This is a genomic window from Frigoribacterium sp. PhB24 (assembly GCF_003755185.1).
Lineage (GTDB): Bacteria > Actinomycetota > Actinomycetes > Actinomycetales > Microbacteriaceae > Frigoribacterium.
Window position 1 is genome coordinate 198,324 of sequence record NZ_RKIC01000012.1, and the last position, 19,175, is coordinate 217,498.

Sequence of the window (19,175 nt, forward strand, 5' to 3'; positions counted from 1 at the left end):
ACCGGACCGACCACGAGGAGGCCCTCGCATGAGCGCTTCGATCTACGACATCCCCGACGACGCGGCCGCCGAGGCAGCCGCCCTCGCGGGGTGGACGCCGGGCCGCCCCGGCAACGAGGTCCGGTCGTCCTCGACGGCCACCGCGTCTCCTGCCGGCTCCGGTGACGCGTCCTCGAACTCGTCCTTCCCGCCCGCCCCCGCGTCGCCCGGCGGCACCGCCGCCGCACCGGTCTACAGCCTCGACGGCGGTCAGGACCCGGTCATGGGCTGGACGCCCACGCGCGCGCCCTCCAGCCGACGAGCCGCTCGCTTGGCCGAGGCCCTGGTCGACAAGGCCGCGCTCGCCGACCAGGAGGCCCTGCTCGTCCCCGACACCGGCCCCTCGCCCGTGCTGCCCCGGTCCGCCACGGCCCCGTCGTCGCCGGCCACGCCGTCCTCGGACGCCGCCCCGGCAGCCACCACGCCGGCACCGCTCAGCCCGCCGCCCGCCGGCCACGTGCTGCCCTCGCCGTCGCGACCCGGCTGGGTCGACCCCCGTTTCGACGAGCCGATCCGTGCCTCCCGGGCTCAGACGACCCCCCTGCAGGAGGCGCGGGCAGGTTCCGCGACGGACGTCGCCGTCACCGCGCCCACCGCCGCGATCCCGGCGCCGGCCGGCACCCCCGCGACGAGCCCGTCGCCCTCGCCGTTCGCCGCCGACGGCGTGGTCTTCCCGACGGGCACGGGCACCCCGGCGAGCGCGCCCGCGGCCGCCCCCTGGGACGCGCCGGCCCCGCAGCACGTGGCCGCCGACGCGCCCACAGCCGTCCTCACGACGCCCGAGGACACGGCCGACTTCCACGGCATCGAACTGCACCGCCACCCGCGTGACCATGCGCACGCCGGTCTCGTCTCGGCGTTGATCCAGGTCGTGCTGCAGAACGCGTCCGACCTGCACGTCACCACCGACGCCATGCCGACCATCCGCGTCGACGGCGACCTGCGTCCGGCCCTCGCCGGCGGCACCGTCTGGGACGCGGCGATCGTCCGCACGGCGCTGGAGAGCCTGCTCACGCCCGAGCAGCAGCAGCGGTTCGACGACGAGCTCGAGCTCGACTTCGCGTACTCGCTCTCGGACGAGTCGCGTTTCCGCGTGAACTTCTACCAGCAGCGCGGCTCGCTGGGGGCGGCGTTCCGCCTGATCCCGACCGAGATCAAGCAGCTCGGCGACCTCGGCGTGCCCGAGTCGGTGTCGACCTTCGCCAAGCTGCCCCGTGGTCTCGTGCTCGTCACGGGCCCCACGGGTTCGGGCAAGTCGACGACCCTCGCGGCCCTGATCGACCTGGTCAACCGCACGCGGGCCGACCACATCGTGACGGTCGAGGACCCGATCGAGTTCATGCACCAGCACAAGAAGTCGCTCGTGAACCAGCGCGAGGTCGGGCACGACACGCACAGCTTCGCGGCGGCCCTGAAGCACGTGCTGCGGCAGGACCCCGACGTCATCCTGATCGGCGAGCTGCGCGACCTCGAGACCATCTCGGTGGCGCTGACCGCCGCCGAGACCGGCCACCTGGTGTTCGCGACCCTGCACACGCAGAGCGCGGCGCAGACCATCGACCGCGTCATCGACGTGTTCCCGCCGTATCAGCAGGACCAGGTGCGCACGCAGCTCGCGTCGACGCTGCAGGGCGTCGTCTGCCAGACGCTGCTGCCCAAGGCGAGCGGGCGGGGTCGGGTCGTGGCGACCGAGATCATGATGATGACCCCGGCGATCGGCAACCTCGTCCGCGAGGGCAAGACGTACCAGATCGCCTCGTCGATGCAGGCGGGCCGCGACCTCGGCATGCACACGATGGACCAGAAGCTCGCCGACCTGGTGAACACCGGCGTCGTGACGCACAAGGCCGCGATGGAGAAGGTCCACGACCGTGAAGGGTTCGACCGTCTCGTGACGCGCGTCATCAACAAGTCCGAGAGCCAGGGCCTCGACAGCGGCATCGACTTCGGCGACTCGTTCTCGGGCGGGGCCGCCTGATGGCCGGGGCGGTCGCCTACGCCTACAAGGGGCGTGACGGGGCGGGCAAGGTCGTCAAGGGCAAGGTCGACGCGTCCAGCGAGGGCGCGGTCATCACCCGTCTGCGCACGATGGGCGTTCAGCCGATCTCGATCAGCGCGGCGGGCGCCGGCACGGGCCTGCAGCGCGAGGTGTCGATCCCCGGGCTCGGCGACCGCGCGGTCAAGATGAAGGACATCGCGGTCATGTCGCGCCAGATGGCGACCATGATCGGCTCGGGACTGTCGCTGTTGCGCACCCTGACGATCCTCGCCGACCAGGTCGACAACAAGCGGTTGGCGAAGATCATGGCCGAGGTGCGCGACGACGTCGAGACGGGAGTCTCGTTCTCGGACGCGGTCGGCAAGCACGACAAGGACTTCCCGCCTCTGATGATCAACATGATCAAGGCGGGCGAGACCGGCGGGTTCCTCGACAAGGCGCTCGAGTCGACGGCCGAGAACTTCGAGAAAGAGGTCGCGCTGCGGTCGACGATCAAGTCGGCCATGACCTACCCCGTCGTCGTGCTCGTCATGTCGCTCGTCGCGGTCGTCGTGATGCTGCTGTTCATCGTGCCGATCTTCCAGGACATGTTCACCAACCTCGGCGGGCAGCTGCCCCTGCCGACGATGATGCTCGTCTACGCGTCACGGGCGATGCCGTACATCGTGCCGGTCGGCGTCGTCGTCGGCATCGCGTTCTCGATCTGGTGGCGGACGAACAAGAACTCGGTCAAGGTGCGGGCGGTCCTCGACCCGCTCAAGCTGAGGCTGCCCGTCTTCGGCGCGCTGTTCCGCAAGATCGCGATCGCCCGGTTCAGCCGCAACTTCTCGAACATGATCGGGGCCGGCGTGCCGATCCTCACGGCGCTGCGCATCGTGGGCGAGGTGTCGGGCAACTACGTGCTCGAGGAGGCGCTGGTCAAGGTGGCCGAGTCGGTGCGGCAGGGCGAGTCCATCGCCGGACCGCTGACCGAGTCGGGGGTCTTCCCGTCGATGGTCACGCAGATGATCTCGGTCGGTGAGGACAGCGGTTCGTTGCAGACGATGCTCGAGAAGGTCGCGGACTTCTACGACCAGGAGGTCAAGTCGACGACCGAGTCGCTCACCGCCCTGATCGAGCCCCTCTTGATCGCCTTCCTGGGCGTCGTCGTGGGCGGCATGATCGTGGCGCTGTACCTGCCCATCTTCCAGATCACGTCGCTCATCAAGTAGCGCACGAGGCACCCCCGCAGGAGGCGCGGGCCGGCTCACGGGGCCGGCTCGCGCCTCCTTCTCGTGCCGGGCGTCCCGCGACGAGTCGGTCTACCCCGCAAATGGGTGCTGACCTGCACTTTTCGGCCTTTCGGGGGATACCCGAACTGGGGTCGTGTCCCAGCCCAAAACCCCCCTTCCAAGGGATTCTGGGGCGATTTCCCAGGTGGCACCATCGATCTCGGCGGGAGCTCAGTGACCGCCTACCCGATCCCCGGGCACCACTCCCGCACCCGACCGAACAGGACCAGCGACATGTACTTCACCCTCATGGGCAAGCTCAGCGCCCGCCGCCAGAACCTCGCCGAAGACAAGGACAAGGGCTTCACCCTGATCGAGCTCCTCGTCGTCGTCATCATCATCGGCATCCTCGCCGCGATCGCCATCCCGGTCTACCTCGGCGTGCAGAACAACGCCAAGGACTCGTCGGTCAAGAACGACGTGAGCAACTTCAAGACGGCGGTCATCAGCCTGCAGACCAACTCGTCCTCGACGGCCCTTCCGGCCAAGACGACCATCTCGACCGCGGCGACCCTGCCCGCCGACTACGCCTCGGCTGGTGCCACGTTCGGCGGCAGCACGACGAGCATCGCCTACGGCCCTTCTGACGCCGACGGCTTCTGCATCATCGGCACGTCCTCCGCCGGTGACAAGAAGAAGTTCTACGCCACCCAGACCGCTGGTGTGAGCGAAACGTCCTGCACCATCAAGTAACCCCTCGGAGGCAGGTGGGTGACGACCACCTGCCTCCATCTCCTCGTGCCACACCCCTGACCCGACCGGGAGGTGAACCGCCATGTTCCAGCGCCTCAGCGCCCGTCTCCGCCCCCTCGACCCTGAGGCCCGCGACGCCGGCCTGTCGATCGTCGAGGTGGTCGTCGCCCTCCTGGTCTTCGCGATCATCACGGTCGGGTCGATCGTCGCGATCGGCACCACGTTGACCATGTCGAGCGACAATCGCAGCCGTGAGGTCGCCACCAACCTCGCGTCCCAAGCCGTGGACGTCGCCCGCGGCGTCTCGGACATCACGTCGGTGGCCACGGCGACCACGACGAGCGTCGTCAACGGCACGACGTTCACCGTCGTCCGGACCGCCGCCTTCATCACGACCACGGGTGTCGACACGACCTGCGCCCCCGCGGCCTCGAAGGGCAACGGCCAACTGTTCTACAAGCGCCTGCAGGTCACCGTCACCTGGTCGGGCATGCGCTCATCGACGGCCCCGGTGCGGAGCGACACGATCCTCGCGCCCAACAGCCGCCTGAACGATCCCGACACCGGGTCGATCCTGATCAGCGTCAAGGACGCCTCCGGCGCCGGCGTACCCGGCGTCGTCGTCACGGTCGAGCCCGATGCCCAGTCGACCAACCCCGGCACGGCGCTCGCCGCCGGCTCCAAACCCGCGGTCACGAACGACGACGGCTGTGCCGTCGCCATCAAGGTGACCGAGGGCGCCTACAAGGTCACGATCTCGCGGGCGGACGGGGCTCCCTACCGCGACGCCGAGCAGAAGGCCTCGCCCGTCAAGACCGGCATCGTCGTCGGCAAGGGTGACTCGACCGGCACCTCGTTCACCTACGACCTGGCTGACGCCTACGCCATCACGTACGCCTCGACCTACACGGGCGGATCGGTCGTGTTGCCCGACGACCTCAAGACCACGGTCATCGGCGGTCCGACCGTCACCGGCCTCACCGGCCCGACGACACCGGCCTACCTCTTCCCCCAATCCACCGGCTACCAGATGATCGCAGGGGACTACCGAGCCCCGGGAGCCTCGGGCGGCAGCTGCCTGTCACCCGACCCGGCGGCCTGGCCCGTGAACGCCGCGGGGAAGAAAGCCGACCGGGCGCCGTTCGTCGCCGCGGCCGACGGGAAAGCGGCCTACCCCCTGCCGATGGGCGTCGTCACCATCAAACCCGCGTCGGGCCGGGACACCGTGGTGCGTGCGGTCTCGACGACCGCGCTGCAGGGCGACCCCGGCTGCCAGGCGACGCAGACCTACTACTTCTCGATCTCGGGCAAGACGTCCTCGGGGCAGGTCAGCCTGGCGTTGCCGTACGGCACCTGGCTGCTGACCTCGGGTCCGAGCGTGACGTCGCAGAGCTCGCTCACCGTCGTGGGCCTGATCGGCAGCATCCTCGGCTCCCTCTTCGGCGGCACGGGCTCGTCGGCCAACGTCGTCACCCTCGACCCGAGGCCCGCCAAGTGAACCGCCTCCGGGCCGCCCTCGGCACGCGCGGCGACGACCGGGGCGTGAGCCTCGCCGAGCTGCTCGTCGCCATCATGGTCTTCGGCATCGTCCTCGCCGTCGTGTCGACGACGTTCGTCTCGTTGACCAAGGCCACGGCCCAGGCGCGTGCCATCGACGGCAACACGCGTGTGGCCTCGAACGCCATGTCTGCGCTCACCCGCACCATCCGCGGCGCGAGGACGGTCCCGTTGGCGGCGGGGTCCGAGGCAGCCGCCTTCAGCGTGGCGACGCGCGAGTCGCTCACCGTGTACACCGCGGTCAACACCGACGACTCGTTCTCGACGACACCGAGACGGGTCAGCTTCACCGTGCAGGCCGATCGCGCACTGCGCGAGTCGACGGTCGTCGCCACCGCGCTGCCGCCGAGCTACTGGCAGTTCGTCGGGGCCGGCCGAACACGAACGCTCGGCGGGCAGGTGGCCACGCCTCAGGCCGTGGGCACCCCGTTGTTCAGCTACGTCGACTTCTCGGGCAACCCGATCGCGGTCGACGCGGCCGGTGCGGTGCCCGCGGCCAGCCTGCCGTCGATCGCGTCCGTGACCGTCAGCCTCACGGTCGACCGCACGAGCACTCCGTCGTCGCAGGCGGTCACCCTGCAGAACACGATCGCCCTGACGAACCTCGCCCGAGGAGCAACCCCATGACCCGACTCCGCCGAACGCTCGGGCTCGACTCCCTGCATCGTGACGAGAGCGGCATGGCCCTGGCGATCGCCCTGATCTTCGGCATGGTGCTCGTCATCATGGCGGCGGCCGCGCTGACGGTCGCGTCGAGCGGCCTGACGAAGGCCCGTACCGACCAGGACTGGAACGGTGCCCTCTCCGCCGCGTACGCCGGCATCGAGGAGTACCAGGCGCGCCTGGCCAACGACAACAGCTACCAGCAGTACGGCGATCCCGCGGCCCCGTTCAGCAAGGCATCGGGCAGCAAGCTCACGGTGCCGACCGGAACGCAGCGGAACCCGGCGTTCGGTCACGGCGTCTCGGGCTCGTGGTCACCCGTGCCCGGCAGCGACGGCTCGGCCTCGTTCCGCTACGAGGTCGACAACTCCGGTTACGTCGCCCAGGGCACCCTGCGCGTGCGCTCCACGGGCAAGGTCGGCACGGCCACGCGCTCGGTCGTCGCCGACGTGCGCCAGACCGGCTTCATCGACTACCTCTACTTCACCGACATCGAGTCGCAGGACCCCCAGCTGACCGGCAGCGCGAATGCGAACTGCAAGAAGCACGCCTGGGAGGGACGCGTGCAGAACGACTCGTGCGGTGAGATCTCGTTCAGCGGGGGCGACGTGATCCGGGGCCCCGCCCACTCGAACGACACGATGCGCATCTGCTCGGCCCGGTTCGAGAAGGCCGTCACGACCTCGAACCCGGCCGACCCGAAGGTGACCAAGCTCTACAAGAAGGTCGACTCCAACAACGCCGCGTGCAGCGGACAGGACTTCGTCCAGGCCGAACCGCAGTTCCGCGCGACGCTGCCCATGCCCGACACCACGAGCGACAAGGTGCGCGAGACGCGCACCGACCTGACGGCCGAGGTCCCCCGACCCGGTTGCCTCTACACCGGTCCGACCGACATCACGTTCACCGACGACGGCAAGATGAACGTCAAGTCGCCGTACACGAAGATGACCAGGATCGGCAACGCGGCGGCCACGACGGGCAGCACGCCGGACGAGTGCGGCACCCCCGGGACGCAGGACAAGGGACTGGGTTCCAAGGGCGGCGCCACCGTCACGGTGCCGGCCAACAACCTCATCTACGTCCAGAACATCCCCGTGCCGACGGCCGACCCGGCCAAGCGCAACGTCAACTCCGAGGCGGCCGTCGGCGACATGACGGTCGACTCGTGCTCGAACAACCACGTCGGGTACCCCCTCTCGGGCGAGTCCGTGCCGACCTCGGCCACGGCCGGCGGCCCGGGCACCGGGACCTGCGCCTACGGTGCTCGCAGCGGCGACGTCTTCGTCAAGGGCACCTTCCGGGGACAGCTCACGATCGCCGCGCAGAACTACCTCTACGTGACCGGCGACCTGACCTACGCCGACGCCGACGCCGCGACCAACATCCTCGGCCTCGCGTCCGAGGGGGTCGCCTGGGTGTGGAACCCGGTGAACTCGGGCAACAAGTCCATGCTCGGCGACTCGGGTCGCGAGATCGACGCCGCCATCATCTCGGTCAAGCACTCGTTCCTGGTGCAGAACTACGGTCGGGGCGGCGACCGGGGCACCCTGACCGTCAGCGGGTCGATCGCCCAGGCCTTCCGAGGGGTGGTGCGGAGCGGCTCCAACGGCTACATCAAGGCGTACTCGTACGACGAACGGCTGAAGTACCTCGCCCCGCCGAAGTTCCTCAGTCCGGTGACCACGTCGTACGGCGTCACGACGCAGACCGAGGTCAAGGCCGCCTTCAAGTCGACCGGAGCCGCGACGTGATCGCGGCCCCGTGGATCACCGCCGTCCTCGTGGCGGGTGGTTTCGGCCTGCTCATCGGTTCGTTCCTCAACGTCGTCGTGTACCGCGTACCCGCGGGCCTCTCGGTCGCCCGACCGGCCAGCGCCTGCCCCGGCTGCAGCACGCCGATCCGCCGCCGGGACAACGTCCCGGTCGTCAGCTGGCTCGCCCTCGGCGGCCGGTGCCGCGACTGCCGCACCGCCATCTCGGCCCGCTACCCGATCGTCGAGATGGCCACCGGCGTGTTCTTCGTGCTCGTCGCCGCCCGCCTGTGGCCGATCTTCGACGTGCCGACCGAGGCGCTCCCGCTCGTGTCGCGCCTCCTGTCGCTGGTCGCCTTCCTCTGGCTGGCGGGCGTGAGCGTCGCGCTCGCCGTGATCGACCTCGAACACCACCGACTGCCGAACGCGATCGTCCTGCCGTCCTACGCGGTCGGGGGCGCCCTCCTCGCCGCCTCGAGCATCCTCGTGGGGGACTGGGCCGCGATCGTCCGCGCCGCCATCGGCCTGGCCTCCCTCTTCGCCTTCTACCTGATCGCCGCCCTGTCGTACCCGGGCGGCATGGGCTTCGGCGACGTCAAGCTCGCCGGCGTGCTCGGCCTGTACCTCGCCTGGCTCGGCTGGGGCGAGTTCGCCGTGGGGGCCTTCGTCGCGTTCCTGCTCGGCGGCCTCTTCGCCGTCGTCCTCCTCGTCACCCGGCGCGTGCAGCGCACGGGCGGCATCCCCTTCGGACCCTGGATGCTCGCGGGCGCCTGGGTCGGCGTCTTCGCCGGCGGCACCGTCGCCACGGCGTACCTCACCCTCCTCGGCCTGGCATGACCGGGCGAGCTGACAGAGAGCAGAACTGATGGGCAAGAACATCGTGGGCATCGACATCGGCAGCCGCTTCGTGCGCGCGGTCGAGGTCGCCGACGCCGACAAGTCCAAGCCGACCATCGTGCGTTTCAGCGAGGTCGCGCTGCCCGACGGCGCCGCGAGCCGCGGCGAGGTCATCGAGTCGCAGACCATGGCCGGCACGCTCAAGCAGCTCTGGTCGGCCGGCGGCTTCAAGAGCAAGCGCGTCGTCCTCGGCATGGGCAACCAGCGGGTGCTGGCCCGTGACATGACCGTGCCCAAGGCATCGCACCAACGCATCCGCGAGATGCTGCCGTTCCAGGTGCAGGACATGCTGCCCGTGCCGGTCGCCGACGCCCTGCTCGACTTCTACCCGTACGCCGAGGGGCTCGGCGAGAACGGTCCCGTCGTCCACGGCCTGCTGATCGCCGCCGTCAAGGACGCCGTGCTCGGCAACGTGCAGGCCAGCAAGCTCGCGGGACTCACCACGCTGGGGGTCGACCTGATCCCGTTCTCGAACACGCGCCTCCTCGTCACCCGCCCGCGCATCGCGGGCACGGTCGCGCTCGTCGAGATCGGTCACAGCACGACCTCGGTGATCATGATCGCCGACGGCGTCCCGCAGTTCGTGCGCATCATCCCCTCGGGCGGCGACGACGTCACGCAGGCCGTCGCGTCGAAGCTCGAGGTCTCGGCCCAGGTCGCCGAGGGCATCAAGTTCGGCCGCGGGCTCGCCACGACCGTCACCACGCCGGACGAACAGGCCGCCTCGAGCGCCATCTTCGAGTCGGTCAACGAACTGCTCGGCTCGCTCCGCAACACGATCCAGTACTACGTCAACACGCGCCCGACCGAGACGGTCGCGGGCGTCATGATCGCCGGTGGGGGAGCGGCCCTGCCGGGCCTGCCCGAGGCGCTCAGTGAGGTCACCCGCCTGCCGGTCGCCCTCGCCGACCCGTTCGCGACGGTGGGCTTCGCGAAGAACCTCGACGAGTCCGCCCTGCGGGCCCGCTCGACCGACCTGACCGTGGCCCTCGGCCTGGCCCTGGGGAGCGCAGCATGAGAACTCGCGGAAAAGACACCGGCATCACCGTAGGAGACGCGCCCCGCGTCGACCTGCTGCCACCAGAGGTCCGCGCCGAGCGTCGTACCGCGGCCTTCACGCGCCGGGCCTGGGCGGGCGTGGTCGTCGTCGCGGTCGTGGCCGCCATCGGTTCGGGTGCTGCCTTCCTGCAGCGCGTCCAGGCCGAGGACGCGCTGGTCATGGCCCAGGCGGAGACCCAGGCGCTGCTCATGTCCCAGACGAAGTACGCGGAGCTCAAGTCCACCCAGGGGCAGCTCGACCTGGTCGAGGCCGCCCAGAAGGTCGGCGGCTCGACGGACGTCGACTGGCCGACCTACCTCGAGAAGGTGCAGGGCACCCTGCCCGTCGGCGTGACCATCGTCAGCGTCTCGCTCGACCAGGCGTCGCCGCTCGTCCAGTACACCCAGCCGACGGCACCGCTGCAGGGCTCGCGCGTCGCGACCCTGACCTTCCAGGCGACGAGCCCGACCCTGCCCTCGGTGCCCGACTGGCTGAACGGTCTCGCGACCCTGCCCGGCTTCTCCGACGCCCAGCCGGGGTCGGTGGCCCTCGAGGAGGGCGTCTACAAGGCCGACATCACGATGCACATCACGGCGGACGCCTTCTCGGGCCGCTTCGACCAGACGACGGGTGAATGACCATGGACCGCAACCGCATGATGTTGATCGGCGCCGTCCTGACCGGCGTCGTCGTGCTCGCCCTGGGTTTCCTGGTCGGGGTCCAGCCGCAACTCGTCGCCGCGACGACGGCCGAGTCTCAGCAGCAGAGCGTCGAGACGCAGAACGAGGCCCTGCGCGCTAGCCTCGCGACCCTCGAAGCCGACAACGCGAAGCTGCCCGACCTCAAGTCCGAGTTGGCGACACTCGACACGTCCGTGCCCTCTCAGGCCGCCCTGTCGTCGTTCCTCACCGAGCTCGACCAGCTGGCCGTGGCGTCGGGCACGACGGTGACCGCGTTCACATCGTCCGACGCGTCGGCCTACGAGCCCACCGTGACCGATGCCGCCGCGCCGGCGGCGACCGACACGTCGGCGTCCGACTCGACTGCGGCCGCCGCGGCGACCCCCGCCCCGGCGACCGCACCCGAGCTCGTGACCGACCCGCTCGTCACCGCGACGAACTTCTCGTCGATCCCGATCACGGTCAGCGTCCAGGGCAGCTACGCCGAGGCCCGCGACTTCCTGTCGAAGCTGCAGGGCGGGTCGCGCCTGTTCCTCGTGACGACCTTCGCCAGCACCGGCAGCTCGGAGGCCGGCGATGCCGCCGGAGTCCCCGACCAGTGGACCGTCGGCGGCCTCGTCTACGTCCTCCAGGACGCCGCCGCGACCCAGGCCGACCAGGCCGCCGAGACGCCCACGACCACGGCCGAGGGCACCGACGGCACGAGCTCGGACACGGCTGCCGGCGAGTAGTCCCGCGCCTCCCGCAGGCGCGTAGCCTGGATGGATGTCCCGCGCCGTCTACGCCGTCATGGGCACCGTCCTGTTCGGTGCGCTCGTCATCATGGTCGCGGGCTTCGAGGCGCTGCTGTTCGACCGCGACCCGATCGACGAACCCGACGCCGGCACACTGCTCGGCCCCCTGATGGTCGCCGCCGCCGTGCTCGTCGTGCTGCTCTCGTTGCTGCGGTCGGCGGCGCTCTCCGACGCCCGCGACGACCGGGCTCCGGAGGTGCGGGGCACGTTCCCCGCCCAGCCCGCCGTGTTCGCCCGCCCGGCGGCCACGGGCGGTGCGCCCACCGGCACCGGCGACGAGGCGGTCGGCCCCCGCGAGCCCGCACCCCACCTCCTCGTCCCGACGATCGTTACCGCCGCGCTCGTGTACGTCCTGATGCTCGTCGTCGGGGGAGTCGTCTACGGGCTGGTGCGGCACGAGCTCGTCTGGGTGTTGCTGTTCGCCGCCCGGTACGCCGTGTCGCCGTTCGTGATCGGCTCGGCGATCTGCGCCGGGCTCGTCGTCGGGGGCACTCTCGCGGTGTCCCGCGTCGACCCCGGGCGCTCCGACCCTCGACCATTTGATTAAGGCACTAGCGCAAGATAAGCTCTTTCGGGTGTGCGCCTGACCGCGCGCCCGAATAAAAGCCCCCTCGACCTCGCGGTCGAGACGGGCAGACCGTCTCGGTCACCGAGACGAGGATGCCGGCTGATCAGCCGGACAGAGCAGAGCGATGCGAGAGCAGCGCGACTCGGCGTGTTCGAGAGAGCAGCGTCGAGATCCGATGAGGAGAACCAGTGCCAACTATTCAGCAGCTGGTCCGTAAGGGACGCACGCCGAAGGTCGTCAAGACCAAGGCCCCCGCCCTGAAGGCCAACCCCCAGCAGCGTGGCGTGTGCACCCGTGTGTACACCACCACCCCCAAGAAGCCGAACTCGGCGCTCCGCAAGGTCGCCCGTGTCAAGCTCTCGAACGGCACCGAGGTCACCGCCTACATCCCCGGCGAGGGTCACAACCTGCAAGAGCACTCGATGGTGCTCGTCCGCGGTGGTCGTGTGAAAGACCTCCCCGGTGTGCGTTACAAGATCGTCCGTGGCGCGCTCGACACCCAGGCCGTCAAGAACCGCAAGCAGGCCCGCAGCCGCTACGGAGCGAAAGCAGAGAAGAAGTAATGCCTCGTAAAGGACCCGCTCCCAAGCGCCCTGTCGTCGCCGACCCGGTCTACGGTGCGCCGATCGTCAGCCAGCTCGTCAACAAGATCCTCCTCGACGGCAAGAAGGGCCTCGCCGAGCGCATCGTCTACGGTGCTCTCGCCGGCGTCTCCGCCAAGAACGACCAAGACGCGGTCGCCACGCTGAAGAAGGCGCTCGACAACGTGCGCCCCACGCTCGAGGTCCGCTCGCGTCGCGTCGGCGGTTCGACCTACCAGGTCCCCGTCGAGGTCAAGCCCCACCGCGCCAACACCCTGGCCCTCCGCTGGCTCACCAGCTACGCCAAGGCTCGTCGCGAGAAGACGATGACCGAGCGTCTCATGAACGAGATCCTCGACGCGTCGAACGGTCTCGGCGCCGCTGTCAAGCGTCGTGAAGACACGCACAAGATGGCCGAGTCGAACAAGGCCTTCGCGCACTACCGCTGGTAACCGGCACGAGGAGGCGCGGTGTGCGCACGACGCGCACCGCACCTCCTCGTCCCCCCAACTTCCCCACCTACCCCTTCGGAGGAACCTGTGGCACAGGACGTGCTCACCGACCTGAACAAGGTCCGCAACATCGGCATCATGGCGCACATCGATGCTGGCAAGACGACGACCACCGAGCGCATCCTGTACTACACGGGCATCACCCACAAGATCGGTGAGGTGCACGACGGTGCGGCCACCATGGACTGGATGGCGCAAGAGCAAGAGCGTGGCATCACGATCACCTCGGCGGCGACGACCTGCTTCTGGAACAAGAACCAGATCAACATCATCGACACCCCCGGTCACGTCGACTTCACGGTCGAGGTCGAGCGTTCGCTCCGCGTGCTCGACGGTGCCGTCGCCGTCTTCGACGGGAAAGAGGGCGTCGAGCCCCAGTCCGAGACCGTCTGGCGTCAGGCCGACAAGTACGACGTCCCGCGCATCTGCTTCGTCAACAAGATGGACAAGCTCGGTGCCGACTTCTACTTCACGGTCGACACGATCATCAACCGCCTCGGTGCCAAGCCGCTGGTGATGCAGCTCCCGATCGGTTCCGAGAGCTCCTTCGAGGGTGTCGTCGACCTGGTCGAGATGCGTGCCCTCACGTGGCGCGGCGACGCCAAGGGTGACGTCGAGCTGGGTGCGAAGTACGAGATCGAAGAGATCCCGGAAGACCTCAAGGAGAAGGCGGCCGAGTACCGCGCCAAGCTCCTCGAGACGGTCGCCGAGTCCGACGACGTGCTGCTCGAGAAGTACTTCGGTGGCGAAGAGCTCACGATCGCCGAGATCAAGGGCGCCGTCCGCAAGATGACGGTCAACTCCGAGCTCTACCCGATCTTCTGTGGTTCGGCCTTCAAGAACCGCGGTGTGCAGCCCATGCTCGACGCGGTCATCGACTACCTGCCCTCGCCGCTCGACGTGCCTCCCATGGAGGGCCACGACGTCCGTGACGCCGAGAAGATCATCATCCGCAAGCCCGAGTCGACCGAGCCCTTCTCGGCTCTCGCCTTCAAGGTCGCGGTGCACCCCTTCTTCGGTCGTCTCACCTATGTCCGCGTCTACTCGGGTTCGATCGAGTCCGGCGCCCAGGTCATCAACTCGACCAAAGACAAGAAAGAGCGCATCGGCAAGATCTTCCAGATGCACTCCAACAAGGAGAACCCCGTCGACAGCGTGACCGCAGGTCACATCTACGCCGTCATCGGGCTCAAGTTCACCACCACCGGTGACACCCTGTGCGACCCGGCCGACCAGATCGTCCTCGAGTCGATGACGTTCCCCGAGCCCGTCATCGAGGTCGCCATCGAGCCGAAGACCAAGGCCGACCAAGAGAAGCTGTCGTTGGCCATCCAGAAGCTCGCCGAAGAAGACCCGACGTTCCGCGTCGAGCTCAACGCCGAGACGGGCCAGACGGTCATCAAGGGCATGGGCGAGCTCCACCTCGACATCCTGGTCGACCGCATGAAGCGCGAGTTCAACGTCGAGGCCAACGTGGGTAAGCCCCAGGTCGCGTACCGCGAGACTCTCAAGAAGGGCATCGAGCGCTACGACTACACCCACAAGAAGCAGACCGGTGGTTCGGGTCAGTTCGCCAAGGTTCAGATCGCCCTCGAGCCCTTCGAGGTCACGGCCGAGTCGACCTACGAGTTCGTCAACAAGGTCACCGGTGGCCGCATCCCCCGCGAGTACATCCCCTCGGTCGATGCCGGCATCCAGGACGCCATGCAGGTCGGCGTGCTCGCCGGCTACCCGACGGTGGGCGTCCGCGCCCTGCTGCTCGACGGTGCGGCGCACGACGTCGACTCGTCCGAGATGGCGTTCAAGATCGCTGGGTCGATCGCCTACAAAGAGGCGGCTCGCAAGGCCCAGCCCGTTCTCCTCGAGCCGCTCATGGCGGTCGAGGTCCGTACGCCCGAGGAATACATGGGCGACGTCATCGGCGACCTCAGCTCGCGACGCGGGCAGATCTCGTCGATGGAAGACGCCAGTGGTGTGAAGGTCGTTCGGGCCAGCGTGCCGCTGTCGGAGATGTTCGGTTACGTCGGAGACCTGCGGTCGAAGACCTCGGGCCGGGCCGTCTACTCGATGACGTTCGAGTCGTACCAAGAGGTGCCCTCGGCCGTCGCCGAAGAGATCATCCAGAAGAACAAGGGCGAATAGTCCTGAACCGCGTGGTCGTCCGACGACCGCGTAACATGTACACACACCAATCCGCAGGGCGACCGGTAGGCCGGGTCATCGACCCGGCCCCCGGGCCGCACTGCAACCGAGTCCTGAGGAGGACCCACAGTGGCTAAGGCCAAGTTCGAGCGGACCAAGCCGCACGTCAACATCGGAACCATCGGTCACGTCGACCACGGCAAGACCACGCTCACCGCGGCGATCACCAAGGTCCTGCACGACAAGTACCCCACCCTCAACACGGCGTCGGCGTTCGACCAGATCGACAACTCGCCTGAAGAGAAGCAGCGCGGCATCACGATCAACATCTCGCACGTCGAGTACCAGACCGAGAAGCGCCACTACGCTCACGTCGACGCTCCCGGCCACGCCGACTACGTCAAGAACATGATCACCGGTGCCGCTCAGATGGACGGCGCGATCCTCGTCGTCGCCGCCACCGACGGTCCCATGCCCCAGACGCGTGAGCACGTCCTGCTCGCCCGCCAGGTCGGCGTGCCCTACATCGTCGTCGCCCTGAACAAGGCCGACATGGTCGATGACGAAGAGATCATGGAGCTCGTCGAGCTCGAGGTCCGCGAGCTCCTCTCGAGCCAGGAGTTCGACGGCGACAACGCCCCGATCGTCCAGGTCTCCGCTCTCAAGGCCCTCGAGGGTGACGAGAAGTGGGCCGAGACGGTCGCCGAGCTGATGAACGCCGTCGACGAGAACGTGCCCGAGCCCGTTCGCGCCACCGACCAGCCCTTCCTCATGCCCATCGAGGACGTCTTCACGATCACCGGTCGTGGCACCGTCGTCACCGGTCGTGTCGAGCGCGGTCAGCTCAACGTCAACGAAGAGGTCGAGATCGTCGGCATCCGCCCGACCGTCAAGACCACCGTCACCGGCATCGAGATGTTCCGCAAGCTGCTCGACTCGGCCCAGGCCGGCGACAACACCGGTCTGCTCCTCCGCGGCACCAAGCGCGAGGACGTCGAGCGCGGCCAGGTCGTCGTCAAGCCCGGGTCGGTCACGCCGCACACCGAGTTCGAGGCGAACGTCTACATCCTCTCGAAGGACGAGGGCGGCCGTCACAACCCGTTCTACGCGAACTACCGCCCGCAGTTCTACTTCCGTACCACCGACGTCACGGGTGTCATCACGCTGCCCGAGGGCACCGAGATGGTCATGCCCGGTGACACGACCGAGATCAGCGTCCAGCTGATCCAGCCGATCGCCATGGAAGCCGGTCTGCGCTTCGCCATCCGCGAGGGTGGCCGCACGGTCGGTGCCGGCACGGTCACCGAGATCAAGAAGTAACCACCGCCTCGGCAGTGCTACTGATCTGACGAGAGAGGTCAGGCCCCACGGGGTCTGGCCTCTTTCGCGTTCCCGGTGCACGATGGAGCTGACGTCGGACGGTCCGGCGCCGACGGGAGGACCCCATGGCAGGCTTCGACGACATCACCAAGAAGGCCCAGGCCTTCCTGAAGGATGGCAAGGTGCAGGAGGCGCTCAAGAGCGAGAAGGCCGAGGGGGTCAGCGACAACATCCTCGACGCCGTCGCCGACGCGGCCGACAAGGCCACCGGAGGCAAGCACCGCGACAAGATCCAGCAGGCGAAAGAGCAGGCCGACAAGAAGCTCGGCAACCAGTAGCCCGTACCGACGAAGCCCCCTCCTGATGGCGGGGGCTTCGCTGTACCCCGCCCAGCCCCCTCGGTGACGGGCGGTGTTCACTCGACCGATGCCGCGCCTCCGGAGGACCGATTCGAGCCGGCCCGGGCTGACCCGGGTCCGCGCCGGACGAGGTTTCTCGTACCGCACCGCCGACGGAACGGCCGTCGCCGACACCGGGCTCCGGGGGCGCATCGAGAGACTCGCCATCCCACCCGCCTGGACCGACGTCTGGATCTCCCCGTACGACAACGGCCACATCCAGGCCACAGGAGTGGACGCTGCGGGTCGGCGCCAGTACATCTACCACCCGACGTGGCGGGAGCAGAAGGACCGCATCAAGTTCGATCGGGCACTCGACCTCGCGGAGTCGCTGCCGACCGCCCGCCGTTTCGTCACTCGTGACCTCCGCCTCGACGGGGCCGGCCGGGAGCGCGTCCTCGCCGCCGCCTTCCGCATGCTCGACACCGGCTCCCTGCGCGTGGGGTCCGAGCGCTACGCGCAGGAGCACGGCAGCCATGGGTTGTCGACGTTGCTCTGCGCCCACGCGACCGTCTCCGGCGACACGGTGTCGCTGGCCTTCCCCGGCAAGAGCGGTCAGGACTGGGACTCCGAGATCCGCGACGCCGACCTCGCGGCCGTCGTGCGCAGCTTGAAACGACGCGGTGGACGGGCCCGGTTGCTGGCCTGGAAGGCCGAGGACGGGGGAGTGGAGGAGGCGCGCGCGGCCTGGCACCCGCTCCGAGCGACCGAGATCAACGAGTACGTCAAGGAGAGGGCCGGTGACGAGTTCACCGCCAAGGACTTCCGCACCTTGCACGGCACCGTCGCCGCCGCCGTCAGCCTGGCCCGCTCCGGGCCACAGGCGACGGCCTCCCGGCAGTCGAGGTCCCTCGCCCAGGCGATGCGTGACGCCGCCGCCGTGCTCGGCAACACCCCGGCGATCGCGAAGTCCTCGTACGTCGATCCCCGGCTGGTCGACGCGTACCGCCATGGTGAGACGATCGACCCGGACCGCGTCCACGCCGCCGAATCCGAGGTCAGGGCGTTGCTGTTCCGCTGAGGTCCGTCGATGCCGTCGACGTCCCACGGTCCACGGACGGACCTCGTCGTGACGTAACCTAGAGGGTCGCGTCCCGTTCGGGTCGCCCGAAAGGAACAACTGCAGTGACTGACGAGTGCATCCACGGATTCGAGCGAGAGTTGTGCGACATCTGCGCTCCCCGCAAGCGGGAGGGCGTCGCCGATGGCATGCCCTCGGCCGCCGCACGGTCGGTCACCACCCGCCGCCGCCCCTCCAACCGCAAGCCCGAGTCGCTGCGCAGCACGCCTGCGTTGGCCCGTGACTCCGCCGCCGTCGCCGTGGCCGCACAGTCGGCCGCCACCCCCGTCCCCGAGTTCTCGACGCAGCGCGCCTACCACTGGACCCACGTCTCGAACCTGCCCGGCATCCTCGCGTCCGGTGTCCTGCAGGCCGGTGCCACCCCCGTGCTCGACATCAGCTCCGAGGCCACTCGGGCCCTCCGCGCCTCCGTCACGACCGCATCGGGCCAGCCCGTCGGCGCGCACGTCCCGTTCTCGCTGTCGCCGCATGCGACCGCCTGGGACGCCGTCCGTACCGGCGCCGAGGGGTACGAGTGGTCCGAGGCCGCGCGTCAGGCCCGCGCGATCGACTTCGTCATGCTCGTGGTGCCCGTCGCCTCGCTCGGCGACGACTTCGTGGTGACCGAGGGCGACGCGGCCGTCGAGGGTGTCCGCGCCGCCGCGGGGCTCGACGACGCGTCGTCGATGGTCCGCCGCTTCAGCCTGAAGGACCCCGACCTGCTCGGGCCCGAGGTGCTCGTCCCCGGATCGGTGCCCTTCTCGTCGGTGACCCTCGTGGGCGTCCCGAACGACAAGGTCCGCGACGCCGTGAAAGAGACCCTCGCCGAGCTGGGTGCCGACGCACCGCGCGTCGCCGTCTACCCGCCGTGGTTCCGCCCGGCCCCGGTCGTCGAAGCGGTCTGAAATCCGCGACACGCCCGGGTTGCAGCAAATGCAGGCGTGTGGCAAAATCGTCTAGTTCAACATTTCGAGCCTGGCCTCTGCGCCCGGTGTCGGATCACTGCCAGGCAGTGCACAGACGCAGGGCGTCTGGGCCGCGGGTAGCAGGACGCATCTCACAACGAAACCACCACCGTGCCCGATGGTCACGGTGCGCCCGGGCGAAGCCCCGGGTGCAGGTGGCGGTGGCGAAGATGGCCCTCCCCGGGTCCTTCCTCGCGGGCACCGGCCGGTTTCGGCAGATGGATTGACACAAGAACAGCGGTAC

Annotated in this window: 18 protein-coding genes; all 18 read left to right on the plus strand. The window is 68.9% G+C overall.

The annotated features are described in order from the left end of the window. The first annotated feature begins 28 nt into the window (after window positions 1-28). The 18 genes from EDF50_RS17065 (at window position 29) to EDF50_RS10935 (ending at window position 18,871) form a co-directional block, all read left to right on the plus strand. Window positions 29-2,017 (plus strand): type IV pilus twitching motility protein PilT, encoded by a 1,989-nt coding sequence (locus tag EDF50_RS17065; protein ID WP_304999896.1) that lies wholly within the window; start codon window positions 29-31, stop codon window positions 2,015-2,017. Further along, window positions 2,017-3,249, plus strand: coding sequence for a type II secretion system F family protein (locus EDF50_RS10860; protein ID WP_158612693.1), 1,233 nt, complete (start codon window positions 2,017-2,019; stop codon window positions 3,247-3,249). The genes EDF50_RS17065 and EDF50_RS10860 overlap by 1 nt, the downstream gene beginning before the upstream one ends. A 294-nt stretch (window positions 3,250-3,543) precedes the next feature. Then, window positions 3,544-4,002 carry a type II secretion system protein gene (locus tag EDF50_RS17110; RefSeq protein WP_123519572.1) on the plus strand — a complete coding sequence of 153 codons (459 nt, stop codon included), beginning with the start codon at window positions 3,544-3,546 and terminating at the stop codon, window positions 4,000-4,002. A gap of 82 nt (window positions 4,003-4,084) precedes the next feature. Further along, complete coding sequence (locus EDF50_RS16670; protein ID WP_158612694.1) at window positions 4,085-5,500, plus strand: carboxypeptidase-like regulatory domain-containing protein; 1,416 nt, start codon at window positions 4,085-4,087, stop codon at window positions 5,498-5,500. Next, window positions 5,497-6,186, plus strand: a complete 690-nt coding sequence (locus tag EDF50_RS16675) for a type II secretion system protein J (RefSeq protein ID WP_158612695.1) — start codon at window positions 5,497-5,499, stop codon at window positions 6,184-6,186. Before EDF50_RS16670 ends, EDF50_RS16675 begins: the two co-directional genes overlap by 4 nt. Next, a complete protein-coding gene (locus EDF50_RS10875) occupies window positions 6,183-7,976 on the plus strand; it encodes a hypothetical protein (RefSeq protein ID WP_123519574.1) in 1,794 nt (597 codons plus the stop codon). Before EDF50_RS16675 ends, EDF50_RS10875 begins: the two co-directional genes overlap by 4 nt. Beyond that, complete coding sequence (locus tag EDF50_RS10880; RefSeq protein WP_233570557.1) at window positions 7,973-8,812, plus strand: A24 family peptidase; 840 nt, start codon at window positions 7,973-7,975, stop codon at window positions 8,810-8,812. Before EDF50_RS10875 ends, EDF50_RS10880 begins: the two co-directional genes overlap by 4 nt. Window positions 8,813-8,840: 28 nt before the next feature. Beyond that, window positions 8,841-9,890, plus strand: a complete 1,050-nt coding sequence (gene pilM, locus EDF50_RS10885; protein ID WP_123519575.1) for a type IV pilus assembly protein PilM — start codon at window positions 8,841-8,843, stop codon at window positions 9,888-9,890. After that, window positions 9,887-10,549 (plus strand): hypothetical protein, encoded by a 663-nt coding sequence (locus EDF50_RS10890; RefSeq protein WP_148076819.1) that lies wholly within the window; start codon window positions 9,887-9,889, stop codon window positions 10,547-10,549. Before pilM ends, EDF50_RS10890 begins: the two co-directional genes overlap by 4 nt. Further along, a complete protein-coding gene (locus EDF50_RS10895; protein WP_148076820.1) occupies window positions 10,546-11,322 on the plus strand; it encodes a hypothetical protein in 777 nt (258 codons plus the stop codon). The genes EDF50_RS10890 and EDF50_RS10895 overlap by 4 nt, the downstream gene beginning before the upstream one ends. 34 nt (window positions 11,323-11,356) lie before the next feature. Further along, window positions 11,357-11,932: a DUF6121 family protein gene (locus EDF50_RS10900; protein ID WP_123519578.1), complete on the plus strand. Its 576-nt coding sequence runs from the start codon at window positions 11,357-11,359 to the stop codon at window positions 11,930-11,932. A gap of 209 nt (window positions 11,933-12,141) precedes the next feature. Next, window positions 12,142-12,516, plus strand: coding sequence for a 30S ribosomal protein S12 (gene rpsL, locus EDF50_RS10905; protein WP_056043579.1), 375 nt, complete (start codon window positions 12,142-12,144; stop codon window positions 12,514-12,516). Then, complete coding sequence (gene rpsG / locus EDF50_RS10910; RefSeq protein WP_055799861.1) at window positions 12,516-12,986, plus strand: 30S ribosomal protein S7; 471 nt, start codon at window positions 12,516-12,518, stop codon at window positions 12,984-12,986. The genes rpsL and rpsG overlap by 1 nt, the downstream gene beginning before the upstream one ends. 87 nt (window positions 12,987-13,073) lie before the next feature. After that, a complete protein-coding gene (gene fusA / locus EDF50_RS10915; RefSeq protein ID WP_123519579.1) occupies window positions 13,074-15,188 on the plus strand; it encodes an elongation factor G in 2,115 nt (704 codons plus the stop codon). Between the two features lie 129 nt (window positions 15,189-15,317). Beyond that, window positions 15,318-16,508 carry an elongation factor Tu gene (tuf, locus tag EDF50_RS10920; protein WP_056259730.1) on the plus strand — a complete coding sequence of 397 codons (1,191 nt, stop codon included), beginning with the start codon at window positions 15,318-15,320 and terminating at the stop codon, window positions 16,506-16,508. A 125-nt stretch (window positions 16,509-16,633) separates the two neighbouring features. Beyond that, window positions 16,634-16,846, plus strand: coding sequence for an Rv0909 family putative TA system antitoxin (locus tag EDF50_RS10925; RefSeq protein WP_123519580.1), 213 nt, complete (start codon window positions 16,634-16,636; stop codon window positions 16,844-16,846). An 88-nt stretch (window positions 16,847-16,934) separates the two neighbouring features. Then, the gene (locus EDF50_RS10930) at window positions 16,935-17,927 is read left to right on the plus strand and encodes a DNA topoisomerase IB (protein ID WP_123519581.1); all 993 of its coding nucleotides are present in this window, start codon (window positions 16,935-16,937) and stop codon (window positions 17,925-17,927) included. A gap of 104 nt (window positions 17,928-18,031) precedes the next feature. Beyond that, window positions 18,032-18,871 carry a DarT ssDNA thymidine ADP-ribosyltransferase family protein gene (locus EDF50_RS10935; protein ID WP_148076821.1) on the plus strand — a complete coding sequence of 280 codons (840 nt, stop codon included), beginning with the start codon at window positions 18,032-18,034 and terminating at the stop codon, window positions 18,869-18,871. The last annotated feature ends 304 nt before the right edge of the window (window positions 18,872-19,175 follow it).

What these genes read in the sequence shown, in the direction of transcription:
- EDF50_RS17065 (WP_304999896.1), top strand. Translation starts at nt 29, where the DNA reads ATGAGCGCTTCGATCTACGACATCCCCGACGACGCGGCCGCCGAGGCA.
- EDF50_RS10900 (WP_123519578.1), top strand. Translation starts at nt 11,357, where the DNA reads ATGTCCCGCGCCGTCTACGCCGTCATGGGCACCGTCCTGTTCGGTGCG.
- EDF50_RS10930 (WP_123519581.1), top strand. Translation starts at nt 16,935, where the DNA reads ATGCCGCGCCTCCGGAGGACCGATTCGAGCCGGCCCGGGCTGACCCGG.
- EDF50_RS16670 (WP_158612694.1), top strand. Translation starts at nt 4,085, where the DNA reads ATGTTCCAGCGCCTCAGCGCCCGTCTCCGCCCCCTCGACCCTGAGGCC.
- EDF50_RS10890 (WP_148076819.1), top strand. Translation starts at nt 9,887, where the DNA reads ATGAGAACTCGCGGAAAAGACACCGGCATCACCGTAGGAGACGCGCCC.
- EDF50_RS10925 (WP_123519580.1), top strand. Translation starts at nt 16,634, where the DNA reads ATGGCAGGCTTCGACGACATCACCAAGAAGGCCCAGGCCTTCCTGAAG.
- rpsG (WP_055799861.1), top strand. Translation starts at nt 12,516, where the DNA reads ATGCCTCGTAAAGGACCCGCTCCCAAGCGCCCTGTCGTCGCCGACCCG.
- EDF50_RS10895 (WP_148076820.1), top strand. Translation starts at nt 10,546, where the DNA reads ATGACCATGGACCGCAACCGCATGATGTTGATCGGCGCCGTCCTGACC.
- EDF50_RS10860 (WP_158612693.1), top strand. Translation starts at nt 2,017, where the DNA reads ATGGCCGGGGCGGTCGCCTACGCCTACAAGGGGCGTGACGGGGCGGGC.
- EDF50_RS17110 (WP_123519572.1), top strand. Translation starts at nt 3,544, where the DNA reads ATGTACTTCACCCTCATGGGCAAGCTCAGCGCCCGCCGCCAGAACCTC.
- EDF50_RS10875 (WP_123519574.1), top strand. Translation starts at nt 6,183, where the DNA reads ATGACCCGACTCCGCCGAACGCTCGGGCTCGACTCCCTGCATCGTGAC.
- pilM (WP_123519575.1), top strand. Translation starts at nt 8,841, where the DNA reads ATGGGCAAGAACATCGTGGGCATCGACATCGGCAGCCGCTTCGTGCGC.